The 18,954-nt window shown below is 32.0% G+C and carries 14 protein-coding genes; 3 read left to right on the top strand and 11 right to left on the bottom strand.

The features are described from left to right. Position 1: 1 nt before the first annotated feature. From ruvA to sufC, 8 genes are all read right to left on the bottom strand, one after another. Positions 2-595 carry a Holliday junction branch migration protein RuvA gene (ruvA, locus tag T416_RS0101005; RefSeq protein WP_031488982.1) on the bottom strand — a complete coding sequence of 198 codons (594 nt, stop codon included), beginning with the start codon at positions 593-595 and terminating at the stop codon, positions 2-4. 96 nt (positions 596-691) lie between these two features. Beyond that, complete coding sequence (locus T416_RS0101000) at positions 692-1,963, bottom strand: hypothetical protein (RefSeq protein WP_031488981.1); 1,272 nt, start codon at positions 1,961-1,963, stop codon at positions 692-694. 72 nt (positions 1,964-2,035) lie between these two features. Beyond that, positions 2,036-3,454, bottom strand: coding sequence for a proline--tRNA ligase (gene proS / locus T416_RS0100995; protein WP_031488980.1), 1,419 nt, complete (start codon positions 3,452-3,454; stop codon positions 2,036-2,038). Positions 3,455-3,500: 46 nt separating this feature from the next. Continuing rightward, a complete protein-coding gene (gene sufB, locus T416_RS0100990) occupies positions 3,501-4,904 on the bottom strand; it encodes a Fe-S cluster assembly protein SufB (protein WP_031488979.1) in 1,404 nt (467 codons plus the stop codon). Continuing rightward, complete coding sequence (gene sufU / locus T416_RS0100985; protein ID WP_031488978.1) at positions 4,897-5,346, bottom strand: Fe-S cluster assembly sulfur transfer protein SufU; 450 nt, start codon at positions 5,344-5,346, stop codon at positions 4,897-4,899. Before sufU ends, sufB begins: the two co-directional genes overlap by 8 nt. After that, positions 5,333-6,544, bottom strand: coding sequence for a cysteine desulfurase (locus tag T416_RS0100980; protein ID WP_031488977.1), 1,212 nt, complete (start codon positions 6,542-6,544; stop codon positions 5,333-5,335). The genes sufU and T416_RS0100980 overlap by 14 nt, the downstream gene beginning before the upstream one ends. Positions 6,545-6,550: 6 nt before the next feature. Continuing rightward, a complete protein-coding gene (locus tag T416_RS0100975; protein WP_031488976.1) occupies positions 6,551-7,183 on the bottom strand; it encodes a SufD family Fe-S cluster assembly protein in 633 nt (210 codons plus the stop codon). Continuing rightward, on the bottom strand, positions 7,161-7,979 hold the full coding sequence (sufC, locus tag T416_RS0100970; protein ID WP_051675874.1) for a Fe-S cluster assembly ATPase SufC: 819 nt from the start codon (positions 7,977-7,979) through the stop codon (positions 7,161-7,163). The genes T416_RS0100975 and sufC overlap by 23 nt, the downstream gene beginning before the upstream one ends. A gap of 99 nt (positions 7,980-8,078) precedes the next feature. Here sufC and T416_RS0100960 point away from each other — a divergent pair, with 99 nt between their 5' ends. From T416_RS0100960 to T416_RS0100950, 3 genes are read left to right on the top strand one after another with little or no spacing between them, the layout of a single operon-like run. Beyond that, complete coding sequence (locus T416_RS0100960) at positions 8,079-11,495, top strand: DUF3713 domain-containing protein (RefSeq protein WP_031488974.1); 3,417 nt, start codon at positions 8,079-8,081, stop codon at positions 11,493-11,495. Then, positions 11,488-12,168: a beta/alpha barrel domain-containing protein gene (locus tag T416_RS0100955; protein ID WP_051675872.1), complete on the top strand. Its 681-nt coding sequence runs from the start codon at positions 11,488-11,490 to the stop codon at positions 12,166-12,168. The genes T416_RS0100960 and T416_RS0100955 overlap by 8 nt, the downstream gene beginning before the upstream one ends. Before the next feature lie 48 nt (positions 12,169-12,216). Continuing rightward, positions 12,217-12,474: a hypothetical protein gene (locus tag T416_RS0100950; RefSeq protein WP_031488972.1), complete on the top strand. Its 258-nt coding sequence runs from the start codon at positions 12,217-12,219 to the stop codon at positions 12,472-12,474. Positions 12,475-12,544: 70 nt separating this feature from the next. Here T416_RS0100950 and T416_RS03635 read toward each other — a convergent pair whose 3' ends face one another. From T416_RS03635 to tig, 3 genes are all read right to left on the bottom strand, one after another. Beyond that, positions 12,545-14,815, bottom strand: a complete 2,271-nt coding sequence (locus T416_RS03635) for an MIP family Ig-specific serine endopeptidase (RefSeq protein WP_051675870.1) — start codon at positions 14,813-14,815, stop codon at positions 12,545-12,547. Positions 14,816-14,960: 145 nt separating this feature from the next. Continuing rightward, positions 14,961-17,363 (bottom strand): endopeptidase La, encoded by a 2,403-nt coding sequence (gene lon / locus T416_RS0100940; RefSeq protein ID WP_031488970.1) that lies wholly within the window; start codon positions 17,361-17,363, stop codon positions 14,961-14,963. Between the two features lie 119 nt (positions 17,364-17,482). Then, complete coding sequence (gene tig, locus T416_RS0100935; RefSeq protein ID WP_051675868.1) at positions 17,483-18,949, bottom strand: trigger factor; 1,467 nt, start codon at positions 18,947-18,949, stop codon at positions 17,483-17,485. Positions 18,950-18,954 lie beyond the last annotated feature (5 nt).

Here is an 18,954-nt window from a genome sequence, read left to right as displayed (position 1 = left end):
ATTACACTTCTTCTCTTAATGAAATACTTTTAATGGCCGCGGTCATTAAATCAGTTAAATCAGTTCCTAAACCCAGGTTATCACCCATTAGTTTTCTTACTGCATAGTCGATATCACGTTTATTGTAACCGAGGTTCTTTAGACCGGTAATGACCTCTGAATACACCCCTTCAGTGTCAACAACCCGTTCAATATATTTCGAACAAAGATTGGAAGTAATTAAATGTGCTGTCTTTTTATTTAAATGTTTCAGTTCAGAAAGAGCATCAACATCATTTTTTCCAATTAAATTAACAATCATATCGTAATCGTGATTAAGTATCCCAAGGGCAGTTCTTACTCCGATTCCTGAAATACTAATTAAGTCATTAAAAAGATTGCGTTCATTGAGTGACTTAAAAGCAAATGAATCAACAGTCATTCATCCTTTATTGTTTTGATTTGTATAAAGATCTGTTACATACACCCGGATAACTTTATTAACTTCAAGCTGGTAATCTTTTGGAGTTTTGAATGAATACCCAATAAAGTTATTTTCACCAACCAGGAAACCGTTCATTGAATAAATAATTTTTAAAAGTATATAATTTCTCATATTTCCACCTCGTCTATATATTCGCTACGAAATGAAAAATTTAGAAATAAAAAAGGATTAGTTTGAAACTAATCCTAGATGAGTAACTATGATTCTTTATTGTTTTTTTGATTCAACAATAAAATATTGTTGTTTTAAATTAAGTGTTGGTTGGTAGCCACGACGCCGTTTGTTATTACAAGATAGTCGTCGGTGGTGAACTCCACAGAAATCATCTTCACAAGGGAAATTATCAATAATGTGTTTAAACGAATTGTAGTTATTTGATGAAACAAATTCGTGTGCTGAATCGCGTTTGAAATTCTTTGTATAAGGAAAGTTTTTTACTTGATCTAAATGGTGAAAATGTTTGTGTCTTCGTTCTTCAACTGAACTCATAATACCTGAAAGATTAATGTAAGCAAACTTTGATTCTTCTTGGTGTTTTCGGTCGCGTTCAATACTATCAAGATCAAGATGGTCATTAAAATGGTGTTCATCCTGACGTGCTTTAATCATTTGTGTTTTAAAATCAAAAGTCTCGTATAATTGATCGATTAGACAATCGTTATTTTCATTAATAATTAACGAATCAGTCTTACCTTCTTGGTCAAAAGACACCATTGAAGAATCGGTGTGAGATGAGTGTTCTTCCTTTGTTTCAACCAATGATGTATCGTTCATAGATGGTTGTTCTTCTGTCATCATTGGTTCTTCAAAAAACACTGGTTCGTCATATTGTATCGGTTCTTCAGTATCCATCATTGATTGATCTTCCATCGTATCTTCAGTAGCCATCATTGATGGTTCTAAAAGCATTTGTTCTTCGGTCGATTGTTCTTCTAGCACACTTGAATGTTCTTCGTCCGTCATCTTACATTCACTATTTTCAAGATGGTTGCTAATTAAGCAATCATTAGTTTCGTTAATAAAAACACTTTCATCGTTAGCATAATTTTGATGAAGATTATCGATATCTGTTTCCCCATCGTCCGTTGTTGTTTTTTCTTCGCTATGATTAAATTGAGTTAAATGAGTATCATTTTCATTTTGATCATGATATGGATTATCTGATTCATTGTGAATAGGTAAAAAACTAACTTGGTGATTGCGATTGTAATTTTTATCATCTTCGGTTTCACTAACTTTATTAGTCATTAAATCATCATCAACATTGGAAGGAGAGTGAATACACATATTTTGGTTTTCTGCATATTTTTCCTTTAATCTTTTAATGGTCTTAATTAAAGGAACATACTTCATTTCTCCACAATGTTTACACTTAACCTTAACGAGTTTAGTCTCTTTTATTTCATCATACAAACTATCAAGGTGTTCTTCGTTTTCTTTAAAACTATAATCGTCTTCTTTTTTTAGCATTTTACTCATTGATATTACCCTAATTTTAATTATTGCATAGTTATTACATTGTATATTATAAGTTATTTAATGATGACTAACTTAATATGCTCTAGCAAATAGTGTATACTTATTCGTTTCCTTACCTGTTACGATACATTTACCTGTCTTAGATGTATCAAAAATACATCTTGAAGAAGCATTTGTATATTCCTTAATTCTCTTATCATCAAGTTCCGTACCATCAAAAAAACAAGCGGCCATCTTTTTGTTCTGGATGGCTTCCTTCATTTCATCAAGAGAATTAACATGAACAATGGAAGCAGTCTGGTGTTTCTTTGCTTTTTCATAAATGTTTTGGGAAATCGAAAGGAATGTTAGTTCAATTTCTTTTTCAAGTTGGTCGATTGTGACCTCTTTTTTTAACCCTGTGTCTCGTCGAACAAGCAATACCTTGTTATTTAAAATCTCATTCTTTCCAATCACAATCGAAATTGGAGTTCCATTGATTTCTTGCTCTGAAAGTTTATAACCTATCCCTTTATCAGAATGATCGTATGAAACACGGTAACTGTTAAGTAACATACCAATTTTTTTCGCGGCATCAATTAAGTCACTGTTCTTGTTTGGGAAAATAGTTAAAATAGCAATTTGGACAGGAGCAATTTTCGGAGGAAGAACAAGTCCTTTATCATCAGCATGGACCATGATGAGAGCACCGATGATTCTTGTTGATAAACCTGCAGACATCTGGTGGACATAGTCAAAAGTATTTTCACGTGTTTGAAACTTAATATCATAAGCTTTACTAAAGAATGTACCAAGGTAGTGACTTGTCGCACTTTGAAGAGCCTGACCGTCCTGCATTAAAGCTTCAAGGGTGTATGTTTCAACAGCACCAGCGAAACGCTCCCAAGGAGTTTTAACTCCTTTGATAACAGGGATGAGAAGATAATCTTCAAAAAATTTTTGATATATATCAAGAATAGTTATAGTGTATTTAAGTGCTTCATTTTGTTGATTAAAAATCGCATGAAGTTCTTGTCAATGAAACTCTGAGTTACGAAGAAAAGGTTTGGTAGTTTTTTCTGCACGAAATACACTACACCATTGATTATTAATAACTGGAAGGTCATTGTAGGATGAAACGATATTTTTAAAATAGTCGCAAAAAAGAATCTCACTTGTTGGACGAAGACAATATGGTAAATCAAGTTTCCTTTGGCCAATTTGATTAATAGTAAATAACTCAGGCATAAAACCTTCAATGTGATCCTTCTCCTTCTTGAAATCAGCAAGGGGGATTAAGGTTGGAAGGGCAAGGTTTTTAACTCCAACCGTTGCAAACATCTCATCAATTACTCTTCTAATACTTTCTCAAATTGATCATGCATTCGGGAGATAATACATCATCCCTTTAATATTTGAATACATGCACAATTTAGCATTGCTAACAATTGATGTATACCAAGCGGCAAAATCTTCTTCTCTTGGTACGATTCGTTCAAGTTTTTTGGCCATACTTTATCCTTTTTTACTTTTTTTTATTTTATCAATTTATATTTTTTTAACCAATTGAATTAGTCATATCAAGTTTAAGAAGTCGGTTAAGTTCAGCGGCATACTCCATCGGTAGTTCGTCGGCAAATTCTTTTAGAAAACCAAAAACAATAAGTTGTTCGGCCTCTTCTTTTGAGATTCCTCGCGACATCAAATAAAAAAGTTGTTCCGCACTGATTTTTGTAATTGTTGCTTCATGACTAATTGAAGAAGATGAGTTAAGTACTAGTTCCGTAGGATATGTATCACTTCTTGCGGTATCGTTTAGGAGTAAGGTATCACACTCGACCTTGCTAATTGAATTCGTCGCATTTTCAGCAATTTTAACAAGACCCCGATAACGACTATCACCAGTACCATAACCAACAGCTTTTGAAATAATTTGCGATTTAGTATTGGGTGCAAGATGAATCATCTTTGCTCCAGCGTCTTGTGTAACTCCACTTTTTGCAACCGCAATTGAAATACATTCAGAACTAGCATATTCTTCAGCAAGAATACTGCAGGGATACTTCATATTGATTCTTGAACCAATGTTACCATCGATTCAATGCATTTTTCCTCCCCGTTTGACAATAGCTCTTTTGGTAACTAAATTAAGTACATTGTCAGACCAATTTTGAATTGTTGTATAACGGCAAGTCGCATTCTTCTCAACAAAAATTTCAACAGTGGCCGCATGGAGATTATCCTTTTTATAAATAGGAGCCGTGCATCCTTCGACATAGTGAAGACTAGACCCTTCATCAACAATTATCAAGGTTCTTTCGAACTGTCCTAGACTTTGCGAATTAATTCGGAAGTAACTTTGAAGTGGTTTTTTGATGACAGTATTTTTCGGAACATATATGAAAGTTCCACCAGACCAAACTGCTGCATTTAATGCAGCAAATTTATTGTCATTTAAAGGAACAAGTGTTCCGAAGTATTTACGGAATAATTCTGGATATTTAACCGAAGCTGTTTCTGGATCACAGAATATGACTCCTTGTTCTTCAAGTTCTTTAATGATTGAACTGTAAATAATTTCTGAATCATACTGGGTGTTAACACCATTTAAATACATCGCTTCTGATTGCGGGATGTTTAATAGTTCAAAGGTTTTTTTGATTTTCTCTGGAACATCGTCTCACTTTTTTTTCTTGCTATCTGTGACAGATACAAAATAAATGTAATCATCAAAATTAATTTCAGATAACGACGGACCAAAAGAAGGAAGTGGAAGATTCTTAAAGGTGCGGTATGCTTCAAGACGATAGTCAAGTAACCACTTTGGTTCTTTTTTATACTTTGAAATTTGGTTAATAACCTGTTCATCAAGGCCCTTTTTTGTCTCGTATAAACTTTTTACATCATCACTAAAACCATATTCATATTCGATGATTTTAAAACCATTATCGTCGTTAGTCATTTAATAAACACTCCTTAATGGTTCTTGGACCAATAAGACCACATTTAAGTCGATTACCGTGGTTTTTAACATTGAAAAAAGCATAAAGATCCCTTAACTTAGACTTATCTATTTCTCCACCACTAATCATTATTGAATAAGTTTCAAATAAATCTAGAGCGGTTTCTAATGATTGATTTAAGATGTAACCAATCATAATATCTGTGCTTGCTGTCGCAATGGCACATCCTTCACCAGTGAAGAAAGCATCAACAATGATTCCATCTTTCGTCTTTAAATAAACTGTCACATTATCAATACAGCTTGCTGTTCTATTATTTTTAATAATGTAACCGTCTGTTTCTAGAATATCTTCCTTTTTTCGTTTGAAATTTGGACGATCATAATGTTCCATAATAATCGTGCGGAGCATTAATTTTTCATCAATATTAAATGATTCCATCTAACTCATCTCCCCGTTTAAATTGATTGATTAAATTTATTAAACGATCAACATCATCCTTTGTATTATAAATATAGAAACTCGCTCGAACGGCACAAGTTGTTTCAATAATATTATCCATTAATTTCGCACAACTAAGTCCCGATCTGACAATTACTTTATGTTGACCAAGATAATGAGCGAAATCCTGACAGAATACTCCACCATAATTAAAAGTGATGGTTGGTGATTCTTCGTTTTGAACATAAACAGAAATATTTGGATTTTCCTTAAGTTTTTTTCGAGCATAAGAAACAAGTTCTAGTTCGTGTAGATGAATATTTTCATATCCGATATCAAGAATAAATTCAACACACTTTTTAAACCCAATAATTCCAGCGACATGCGGTGTTCCACCTTCATATCTCATATAATCGGTATAAAGAATGTAATCGTCTTCTTGAATAACCACATTCATTCCACCACCAAACTTAAGTGGTTTTAATAATGGTAGTCACTTTTCTTTCATATAAAGTGCTCCAATACCAGTTGGACCGCAAAGTTTATGGGCCGAGAAACAGAGAAAATCAATATTAGGATTACCTGCATTATTTTGACGGTGTTGAACACTTTGGGTAGCATCAACAACGACGATCACATCCTTATTTTTATACTTGACTTGGTTAGCAATATATTGGTCATCAAGCATATGACCAATTAGGTTACCACCGTTTGCGAAGGTAACTATTTTCGTTTTCTCATTTACCGCATTAATAATGTCGTCTTCAGTCGGAAAATGACTTTTTTTGTTAGCATATACAAGTTTAATTCCAATCTCCTTTTTAAGATTAATCCAAGGTAGAAGATTGCTAGCGTGTTCTGCATAAGTTATTACTACTTCATCATCTTTTTTTAGGTATTCCTTTAAACCATTCGCAACTGTATTTAGCGATTCTGTTGCTCCAGAAGTGAAAATTATTTGTTCTGGTGTCTCTGATTTAACTAATTTTGCAACAACCTTTCTTGCTTCATAAACAAGGTCATTTAAAGCTTGGGTAAATCCTGAATCATTGTTGTGTGGATTACAACTATATTTAGTGTAATATTCAGTGATTGAATCAATCACACATTGTGGTTTTAAAGTAGTCGCTGCACTATCAAGGTAAAGGTAATTTTCATTATTTTTAAATCAAGGAAACTGTTTTTTTATATCAAGCATAATAACCTATCCGATTCTTCTAAATACTTGATCAATAACAGGTTGGTAGCGGTTCTCAATTTCATCATCAAAATGATTAAATATTTCCCTGAAATAGCTGTAAAGAATAAGTTTAACGGCCTCATTTTTGGAAAGACCACGACTAAGCAAATAAAAAATAATTTCCCTTGAAATAGCACCAACCTGTAACGAGTGACCAGCTTTAACTTCATTTGAATCAATAATTAAATTAGGTTTCCCGACAGCTTTTGCTCGATCAAACAAATTAGCATAGATATTCTGATAAGCCTCATTATTATGTGATTTTTTTGGGATGTAAGCATTTAATTCAATATTCGTTAATGAATCATTAAATCCAATCACCTGAACATTATTAATGATTTTTCCATCACTCCCATTTAAATGCAAATGGGTCGTGATACTTTTTTTATGGTCATCGAAATTAAGAATAAGGATTTGAACAAGAGCACTTGCTCCTTCTTTAATTTGAAAATCAATTTCAAGGTCAACATTTTCATTGTCAAAGTGGATTAAAAAATAAGATTCCTGTGTTTCGTTTTTTTCAATTGAAAACAAAATCTTTTGTTCATTTTTAATTTGATAAAGAAATGAATTCTTATTTTTTGCTATTAACTGCACAACTTGAAATTCCTTTTTCAAAAATTAAACGATCATCATTCACATTATTAATGACAATGCCATACTCCCGTTCAACTCATTGATAACCTTCATCTTGAATCCGCTTCGCAAGTTCAATATCACCTTCAAGAATATTTCGTCCATTAATGACTAGAACCACCCGATTTGGTAATAATTGGTTGAAAAGGTTATTGTTATGTGAAATATAAGCAATAGCTTTTTCCTTTTTAATTTCATTCAAAACATTAGCAATCGCATTAAGAGCATCAATATCAAGACCTGAATCAATCTCATCAAGGAGAATAAATTCAGGGTTGATCATTAGCATTTGAAGTATCTCACTTTTCTTTCGTTCACCACCTGAGAATCCGTCGTTCAATGATCTCTCAAGCAAAACAGAAGAAAGATTTAGTTTTTTCATATATTTACTTAGCTCTTGATACAAACTAAAAACATCGACCGTTTTATTCATTCTTGAACCAAGAATGGTGCGCATGTAATCAATCATATTTAGACCGTGAATTTCAATCGGATGCTGGTTAGCTAGGAATACACCTTTTCTTGCGACCTCGTCAGTTTCAAGTGACAAAATAGAATCATCATCAATCAAAATATCCCCTTTTGTCACTTCTGTACTAAAGTGCTTCATAATCGTTTTAAACAAAGTTGATTTCCCGTGTCCGTTAGGCCCGACAATCATTACGATGTCACCTTTTTTGATTTCAAAATTGAAATCTTTCAGAATTTCTTTCCCCTCGATTTCGACAGTTAAATCTTTTATTTTTATGCTATTCACAACATTCCCCAAAAAATTAGATTATTTTGCTAGTTTTATATATTGTATAATAAAAAATTAAATTAATTTTATTAATTAATTCACAATGAAAGGTTAAACATGTTGAAAAAGAAGCTTTTTATTACTCTCGCATCTTCATCAATTATCCTATCAGCAATCGCTACTATCGCAGTTAGTTGTCGTCCAACAGAACGAACATCTAATATTTACAAAGCACTCGTTGATGCTGGTGATGGCAAACAGGTAAGTAATTTCTTCAGCACAAGAGATGCTCTTAAACAAATGTTGTTTAGTAATAAAGGGTATGCTAGTTTAAATAAAGGTATTGCGAAACAAGTCGTTTACCATTGAGCAAAAAATAATAATAATGCTCGAATTAAGCAATCTGTTCTGAACTATGAAAAGCAACTTGATAGTCAATATGATGAAGTCAAGGGTAACTTCAAACGTTTCTATCCTAATGATGCTGAAATTGCCTTTCAAAATCAATTTTTAAATGCTCGTGGCGGGAGTCAAAAACTTTGAAAATACTCATCATCGGTTGATGAAGCATATAAAATGTTCACTAATGAATTTTTTGACCAATACGAAAACCTGATTTCCATTAAAACTTCAAACGGTGATATTCTTGCAACTGATAGTGAAGCCGAAGTTCTCCTTGGTAATTACAATGAAATTTTCAAGCAAGGTGATTTCAAAGTTCAAATCAAAGCAATCGATGACGATAAAAAAGGTTATGCTGACCTTCTTGATTTCCTTATCAACGATTATGTCAAATATAATCTACCGATTAGCTTCAGTCATATTGATTTTCCTTTTGATAAAACAAAATCGCAAGAAATTTATGATAAAGAGTACTTTAAATCAATACCAGAAACTGGTAATGATCAATTTCCTTATTTTGAAGCACACCAAAACAATATTTCAAAAACAAGTTATAAATACGAAGAAGTTGCTAAGTTAATTAATCAAAAACAATATCTTGATTTAAAAAACTTCAATAATATTGACCAAAAGTACAACCAAGGCGAAAAGAGTGTAAACGAAGTTATTAACTTGACTGAATTATTAAACAAAAACGATGAATATGAAGTAAGCAAATTTTCATATTTGCTTTCATTTATGCGACTTTTTGGGGTTAATGAAGATAATTTAATAACACTTGAACAAAACCAATTAAACGAAAAAAATCCGCTTTTCAATTTTGTTTATCGTTTAAAAGATAAACCCGATGTCAACTCAATGATTAGTGCTGTTGATGATTTTAAAGATACTAAATATACGAAGTTGTTTTTTCCTTCTTTCTTAAAAAATGCTTCAGTTTTTAAGAATGATCTTGCGAATACCATCGCAGTTTCACCGCTTGCTTATATTAACGATCAACTTTTAACCTTCATTAATAAGACTGGAATTAGTATTATTGGGATTAATGATTTTAATAACTTAAAAACTGTTGCTAGTCAAAATAACATTGACAAATTTTATCAAGCGCTTAAGCATTATTTTATTTATCAGGGTGCTCTTTATCTTTCATCATATAAACCGTCAAGTTCCGTTGTTCCAAAAGGTGTAAGCATCAAAGAAAAACTGCGTTCATATTTCGAAAAAAATATGGATAGAATTTTATCTTCATATTATGCGGAAAAAAATGACAGCAACAATTTCCTTTTTAAGGATGCTAAAAGTGAAAAAGTGATTAGCGATGAAGCAAGCGAGCTTGTTAGAAAAATGGAAATTGTTAATCTAGAAAATACTTATCGAAAACTTGAAACAAATTTGGTTAATGGTTACCGAAGATTTAATGCAGTAAGTAATCCAAGTTTAAATACCAAAGAGATTTTTAATAAAGGTCTTCAAAGTCCTCTTTTACTTTCAACAACAAACAACCAAAACCTTTTTGGTATTAATCTTGTTTCTTCTTTTATTAATCTCTTTATTAAGGAAAGTCGAAAAGAAAGTGATCAAAAATTATTAGCAAGTATTGACGAATTCTTAACTAAAACCAATGTCGAAAGCAAGTTAAGTAAGGTCAATAAACTTGATCAAATTATCTTCGATGATTACCTTCTTCATTCCATTTTTAATGACAATATTGGTAGTCGGGAAACCATTAGTACACTCAAAAACCTTATTCTTCTAAAGAACATCGCTAATAATTTTAATGGTAATGATATTTCAATTAAATCAACAATTAAGGGTGCTAATATTCTTAATGATGGTTTAAATAAATATCTAAAACTATTCTTTACGATTAACGGTAAAAATAATTACCACATTAATTCGTCAAAAACGATCGACGAATTAAATAGTGCATCGAACCTTATTTTCAATAATGAATTAACTGATAACGGTCTTCTTGATCCAAACAGTTATTACCAACATGAAGAAGGAAAAAGCACTTTCCTTCTTGAAACATTAAGTGTTATTAATTGATTACTGTCTATTGAAAATAATGTTCCGACTTTTAAAAACCTAAAGGCTTATCTAAAACGTCGTATTAATGAAGATGGATATTTATTTATTGGTTATAAAGCACTTGGAAATAAAGGTATTCAACCTTCATTTGGAGCGAATACCGATGATGATTTTAAGTATAAGTCAACACAGCTTGATTCATTTAATGCTCAATCATTATTCAATCACAAACGTGCTGATGTTTACCATATCGAAAATGATCAAATTAAGTTAAATGAATCGTTTGTAAACAGTCTAGGCTTTGCTAATAACATTTCTTACTACAATACAGCAAGAACAATCGACGGTAAGGAATATAATGGTTTTGTTGGACTTATTACAAAGGATAATTTAAATGCTAAACTTGGTGATTCTTTTAAAAAGATTTCACCTTTTGATCCACTTGTTTTTACAAACAACCCTGCTTTTAAAGCACGTGGTTCGTTAGCTAAATACTATTCAAAAGATAATCTGAAAATGCTTGTAAGTAAGTTTACAACTTATAATCAATTTAAGAAGTTAGCTGAAGAAATTCATCTCCTAAACATTAATAAGGATGTAAATATTCCACTTGATACTATTATTAAAAATAAAAAGGAAACAACATCATCGGCTGAAAATAAAAATACAATTAATTCGATTGAACTATCATTGAACGAATTACTTCCTTTAATGAACAAAGCAATTGACCATATTAATGATGAAGCATTCAAACCAGTTGTTCACCAACTTGTTTACCATAAGCTCGATTCAAACCCTTCAGCTCTTGTTAAACAAAATGGAAATAGTGACATTGTCGAACAATTGCTCCTTACACAAATTACGGGAGAACATATCGACCAAATCACTGATAATCTTCTTACAACTGATGAAGCTAAAAACTTGTTTGGACTTTCAAAAGACGAAATGATGAAAATAATAATTGATTTAGCTCTTAACGATCAAGTACTAAAAATAAATGCATTAAGTGAAATCAATAAATTAAATACTAATGTTGTTTATGATCGTAGAATTAATGTAAATGATGCTTCCCTATATGGTTTTTTAAAATACTATGTCTAATAATCAAAATAAAAAAATCGTTAAATATAAATTATTACCATCGACCTTGCTCTTTAAACCAGAGCGAATTAATGATATTATTGCCAAAGTTCGTCAACATCCACAAATTAATATGATGCATTTTGATGTAATGGACGGGATTTATGTTTCAACTAAAACAAACGAAATTGATATCTTAAATGCTCTTATTAACGATGGATATCGTGCTCATATCCACCTGATGGTAATCGATCCGGTAAATTGAGTTAACCAGTTTCTGATGCTAAAAAACATCAAAGGAATTTCTTTTCCATTTGAAGTTAATGATTTTGATACCAATATGTATTTATTCAGAAAAATTCAAAGTTACGGAATTAAAGCTGGTATTCAAATTCACCCAAATATGAAATTTAATGACTATGTTCACTACCTTCCTTATGTCAACTATGTTACATTAATGAGTGTTATTCCAGGAAAAGGTGGACAAAACTTTTTAAGTGACTCAGTGCAAAAACTACAGCAACTAAATCAATATAAAGAACAACATGATCTTAAATTTAAGATTGAAATCGATGGTGGTATTAACGAAAGTTATATTAACCTACTTAAAGACAGTGTTCGTTATTTTGTCGTTGGTTCAACTATAATGAAATATCTCGATGATCTTAATATGTTCTTTCTTAAATTACTCTAAATCTTTAACCTTATATTAAAATATCTATATAAAGATAAGGAAGATATTATGAAAGAACTAAAATATATTTTAAGAAACCTTTATAAATATCCTATTCACATTACCCACGGAGACCACTACCACCTTTATAAAATCTTAACTTCACGTGAAGAACTATCAAGTGGTCCTGTTACTTTAACTGCATCTAATGGGAAGGAATATTTAGTTAATCTAAAAGCATTTGCTTCTTGAATTCAAGATGGAGATGTCATTGTCGATGATGGTCACGATGTCGTTGCTCTTTATCTTGAAGAAAATATGAAATAGCAAATTAATTTAACAATTAAAAATAGACCCAACTATTTGTTTGGGTCTATTTTTATCTTCATTTGTTAGGTTAAATTCCACTATCGAAAAGTGCGGTTTTTTTGTCGGTATCAAGTTTACCTGTTTCATCAGAAAAACCATTAGGGTATAGTTTTTTAAGGTTTTCCCGGAAGCTTCTTGTTTGATGTGGATATTTATTCTTATCTGAACCATCAATTAGGTTATAAGCCTCAAGGTTTTCATTTCCACTAACTCCTGGAACTTGTTTTGAAAGAAGGAATGGAGTGAAGGCTGAATATCGTAGGTGGTCATTTTGTTCAACATTACTTGATACACTACTATAAACACCAATCATTTGACCAAATTCATTATAAACAACGGAACCAGATGCACCATAGTAAAGTGAACTGAAGTTAATTGGAATTGAATAACCATAAATACTTCCAAGGACACGACCGAACACAGAAGTGTAAAGATTAACATTATTTGTTGTTACATTTTCGCCAGCTGTTTCAGCTGACGGAAGTCCAAATGTATCAGCATAACTTAAAGCTAATGCAGCGCTCGTTGCCGTTGAAGTTCGTTCAGTTGGATTGTTAATATCCCAATATGGTACTTCTTCAACCCGAGGATATCCCCCAACATAAACATCTTTACTACTTCATAAATTATTTTTATTAGTTTTATCACGACTAGCTGAAACATAGTCCGTTGTCTGCATATATTTAGAAATAGTCTTATCCTGGTTTGGAAGAGTTGCTGTGTTTTTTAATCGTGTAAGGTAACGGTCAACAGCTTGAACGGCATCCATTACAAACTTCTTTAGCGTTTCATCCGCTTTTGTTAGGTCAACATCAACTTCAATGACACCAAAGTCAGTGTATGACGGAATATGTTTGTCATTTTTCTTCGCATATTCATAAATAAGACGTTCTTCGTCACTACTATCTTTAGTATCCTTATTCTTTAAAAGATCTAATAGGTGGTCTGAAGTTTTCTTAGTATATTTTTGATCAATAAAGTCAAAACCAGCAAATACTAATTTTGGTTTACTAATCGCATTTGTTTGTTTTGTATCATGGAAGGTTTTACTGTTTCCAGTATCACTACTACTAAGACGTTGATCATTTGTATAGTAGATTGCCTTATACCTAGATCTTGTATTATTTGGTCTTGGGTTTAAATCAACTGTTTCTTTTACCTTACCAAGAGCAATTGCGACGGCCTTGTTACCGGTTGGGTCAACAGTATTGAATTGTTGATCCATGTTATTTGGTAATGTATTCCCAAACATATTAATAACATGCATATTAGTTGCAATAAATAATTTGTATTTATTTGTATGGTTAGAATATTTATGATAGTCAAGTAATCAACCTGTCCCACCAACTGTTGAAAGGAAATTATTCGATGAACTTTCATGATCTAATTTATGACCAAGTTCAGAACCGAAGTCAAGAGCAAATGTACGATCAAAAATTTCTTTATAAATTTCAGTTCGATCAACCTTCTTAAATAGGGAAGCATGCGAAGGATAAGTATTGTTTTTTATTTCACGTTCTCGTTTTTGACGATTAAATTCGTTAATGTCAAATTGTGGGATTTGACCATCAGGTAAATTACCACCCGGTTTTTGACCCTGTTTTTGACCTTCACCTTTATCCTTCTTTTCTGGTTCTTTCTTTCCTTCGCTCTTTGATGTAAAGGTAAGAGATGATGCATTGATGTTACTTAAATTTAATTTTTCATTATCAGGAGTTACAACAATTCGTTCAATAGTATATTGCTTATCCTTTTGAAGGTCGTCAAGACGCACTTCAAAAGTGTTTGTATTTTGATCCAGTGAAAAAGATCAATAATTTCTTTTGTTACCTTTTAGATTAATGACAACTCTTTTATTCGCAAGTGGATAGGGGGTCTTACTTTTATCATCCGCATTCTTTTCAATGTTAAAAACAACATTAAAAGTCGTAAAAAGATCGTTGGTCTTTTGATTATTAATTTCTACTTTGCTAACTTGAAGTGTCGATTCCTTTGAAGTAATGATTGGAATTTGAAAAGGATCTGGTAATGGAGTTTCTTCATCCTTTTGCTTTGGGTCAGGGTTAACTTTTCCGTTTTGTTTTCCCTCTTTACCTTCGGTTTTAGGTGTTTCTTCTTTTCCCTTTTCTTTTTCTTTATCCTTCATAGTATCCTTTTTACTAGAATCTTTGTCTTTATTCTTTGGATCACTAGTTTTTGGTTTTGAAGGAATACAACTAACTGCAATTCCAGCTATTGAAGCTGAAAGACCAATTAAACTAACAAGAGAAATTAAAAATTTATTTGCTTTTCTTTTCATATACTAAAAGTTATTCCTGTATGGATTATTATTCGATAGAATACAATGATTATTATTTTACATCGCATTCACTAATTTCAATAATAAAATGAGATTTTATTATTAGTTTAAAATAAAAAAAGATCAATTTTGATCTTCCTTTATCTTAATCTATAGTCTTTTTAAAGATGCTATTATAGACTTCATCATAGTGTTTAACAAGATGAATTTTTAGATCATTTAGGATGTAACCAGGGATTTCTTCTAGGAATCGTTCATCATCGATTGGCATAAAGATTTCACGCACTCCTGCACGGTAAGCAGAAATCACTTTTTCTTTAACCCCACCAATAATTCCTACAAGACCACGAAGCATTATTTCTCCGGTCATACTAATGTTTGTACTTACCGGTCTGTTTGTTAATGCTGAAATAATTGCTGTCGTAATTGCTATCCCAGCTGAAGGTCCATCCTTTGGAATACCTCCTTGCGGTACATGGACATGGATGTCAATTTCCTTGAAATTAATTTTAGTTGTATCAATTCCGTATTTTGCTGCATTAGCTTTAACAAAACCAAGAGCAACATTGACACTTTCGTTCATTGTTTTTTCAAGGTTACCGGTAATAATCACATTACCACCTTTACCGTTCGTAGAATAGTTAACCTCAATTGGTAACAAATCACCACCAGCTGATGTATAAGCCATTCCATTAACAATTCCAGGGATTGTTGTTTCATCTTTCTTTGTAAAGTCATATTTGATTTTACCAAGGTATTTAATAATTAATTCCTTAGTTAAAATTGTTGGTTCATTGTCTTTCTTGCTTTTTTTAGCACTACTGTTATAATTTTCAACCACATATTTTCTTACAATATGACTTAACTGACGTTCAAGTTCACGCACACCAGCTTCTTTAGTGTAGTGTTCAATAATGAAGTCAAGAGCATCGTCATTGATAACTAGTTCTTTTTCGGTAATTAGAGCATCATTGTAAATTCGTTCAAGTAGGTGGCTTTTTGCGATTTCTCGTTTTTCAATAGCCGTGTAACTTGAAAGTTCAATAATTTCAAGCCGGTCAATCAAAGCATATGGAATTTGTTGGTAATAGTTAGCTGTAGCCATAAACATTACTTTTGAAAGATCATATTCTTCTTCAATGTAATGATCGCTAAAGAATTTGTTTTGTTCAGGGTCAAGCACTTCAAGCATCGCAGAAGCTGGATCACCACGATTGTCTGCGGTCATTTTATCAATTTCATCTAAAAGAAATAGTGGATTTAAAACTCCAGCTTTTTTCATCCCTTTAATAATTCTTCCGGGCATCGCACCAACATAAGTTTTTCGGTGACCGCGAATTTCCGCTTCGTCTCGGACTCCACCAAGACTAACTTTAATGAATTTTTTATCAAGAGCTTCAGCAATAGATTTAACAAGTGAGGTTTTACCAACACCAGGAGGACCTACAAGACAAATAATTGGACCTTTAATGTGTGGATTTCTTAGACGTAGTGAAAGGTATTCAACAATACGCTCTTTCACCTTCTCAATTCCGTAGTGGTTTCGGTCAAGAGTTTTCTTTACTGATACAAGATCTTTATTATCCGTACTTACTTCTTTTCAAGGAAGTTCAATCATTCAATCTAAGTAAGTTTTGATAATACCAGATTCATTTGATGACATTGCATTTTCAAAGCGTGAAAGTTCCTGCAGTACCCGTTCTTTTACATCACTTGGCATTCCACTTTCTTCAATTTTTTTTCGCATTTTTTCAGCATCGTCTTCGCGACCACTGAATTTGCCAAGTTCATTTTTAACAACTTTTAATTTTTCTCTTAGGAAATATTCACGTTGTTGACGTTGCAAGTTGTAGTTAATTTTATCAGCAATTTGCTTTTCAATATCATCATTTAAAGCGGTAGGATTGATTAATGATTTAAAAAGTAATATTAAAATATCTTCAGCTAAACCAAGGAATGATTTTTGGTTAATCAGTTTGAACTTATCAGCGATATTATCGACTTCATATTCTTTCTTAAACACACGGGATTGGAAAATTGAAAGTGCTTTTAACGGGAACTCATATTTCTTGTATTTAGAAAAAGCAATTAATTCATCAAAATCAAGCTTAATATTTTTGTCGTCCCGGTTTTCGATTGTGTTAAGAATTTCAAGATTAATGTCATCAATCTTTTTTTCAACATCAGATCTTACCTTTTTAAGATCAAAACGTGTTTCATATTCACACATAATCGTATCTTTAGAAAGCGGTTCAGGGAAAGAAACATTAACTATTTCCTTAGATCTAACAGTTAATGAATAACCATTCTTATGTGATCCCTCAAGATCAACGATTTCAACTAGTGTACCAATTTCGTAAATTTGATTGATATTATCAATTTCATCAATATCAGGATCTCTTTGAGTTACGATGATAAGTTCTTTTTCAAGAGTGTTATAAGCCAAATCAATGGCATGTAGTGAATTCGTTCTCCCGATTTCGATCCGCTCTTCGTCATAAGGGAGAATCATGGCAGCTCTCGCAAATATTACCGGTTTCTTGTTCATTATTTACCTAACCTTTAATTATTTAAAAATTATAGCATAAACTCCTTTTTAATTAGCAATTTAATTAAAAGAGTGCTAAATAAAAGGGGAAAAAGAAGAGCGGAAAACCGCCCTAAATGTTATTTTTTAGCAGTTGTAGCTTTCTTTTTAGCTGGTGCTTTTTTCTTTGTTGGAACATCGTTAGAAACTTTTTCAGCTTTTACTGGAGCGGTTTCTGTTACTTTTTCAGCTTTTTTAGAAGAAGGTTTTGAAGCTGATTTGTTTCCTTTATTAGTTTCAATTAAATATTTAGTAACTTTTTCATGCATTACTGTTTCATTAATCATATCTTGGTGTAATTCAGATTGTAGAATCTTCACATTATCTTCATACTCACCTTGGTATTGCTTAGCCAACTCTTTTGTTTTCGCTTCCATCTCATCCTTAGTAGGTTCAAGTTTGTTGTCTTTCGCAATTTTTTCAATAATTAATGAAAGTATAATTGTATCTTTTGCTTTTTCGTCAAGTTCTTTAGCAAACTCTTCTTCGCTCTTATTTGTCATCTTAAGGTAGTTTTTTAAATTAACATTATATGCCTCAAGTTGTTTTTGAACTTGTTCGTAAAGAGCTTTCTTTTCATTTTCAATTAAATTCTTAGGAATCGGCGTTGTTTTTGTATTAGCTAATAAATCCTTACTCATTTCTGTTCAAATAACTTGTTGTTGATTAACGATCTTAGCTTCTAGAATTTTATCTTTTAAGTATTGCTTTAAAGCAGTAGGAGTAGATACATTTTCGACATTTAGGGATTTAACAAATTCATCATCGAATTTAGGAACAATAATTTTATCAATCTTATGAACTTTGATGTCGAAGGTAGATTCTTCACCAGCAAGACTTTTTTCGTGATAGTCTTTTGGAAAAGAAACTGTAATAGTCTTCTCTTCATTAACCTTCATACCAACCATTTGATCCTCAAAACCAGGGATAAAAGTGTTTGAACCAACAGTTAAAATGTAGTTTGTTGCAGAACCGTTTTCAAAAGGTTTTCCATCTAATTTACCAACAAAGTCAAAAGTGACTTCATCACCTTTTTCAATTACTCCGTTTTCGTCTTTTGTTTCATGTTTGGTTTTGACTTTAAGAGCATGATCAATTTCTGCTTGAACTTCTTCATCACTAGCACTCATATCGCGATATTCAATATCAAGGTTTTTGTATTCAGTTGAAATGATTTTTGGGTATAGATCATATGTTATTTCAAAAACAAGACCTTTAGTTTCTTCATCACTAGCGATGCTAACAGTTGGAGTATCAACTGTTTCTGAATTGTCATTCTTATATTCATCAGTGCTTTCAATAAATTGAATAGCACCAGGAATCGCATCGTTAGCAGCCTGTTGAATAACTTCATTTTGGTCAACATATTTCTTAACTTCAGCTAACGGAACCTTCCCTGGACGAAAACCTGGTAATTTTAATTTCTTTTGAACTGCACGTGCTTTTTTATCGTATGCCTTATCAATAAATTCAAGTCAAGCTTGTTCTCCTACTTCAACTTTAAACACGATTTGATGGTCAAGTGTTTTTTTCTCAACTAATTGCATTTCTA

Source organism: Ureaplasma canigenitalium ATCC 51252 (assembly GCF_000712165.1).
In the GTDB taxonomy this organism is placed as follows: Bacteria; Bacillota_I; Bacilli_A; order Mycoplasmatales; family Mycoplasmoidaceae; genus Ureaplasma; species Ureaplasma canigenitalium.
This window is presented reverse-complemented; position numbering and strand designations above follow the sequence as displayed.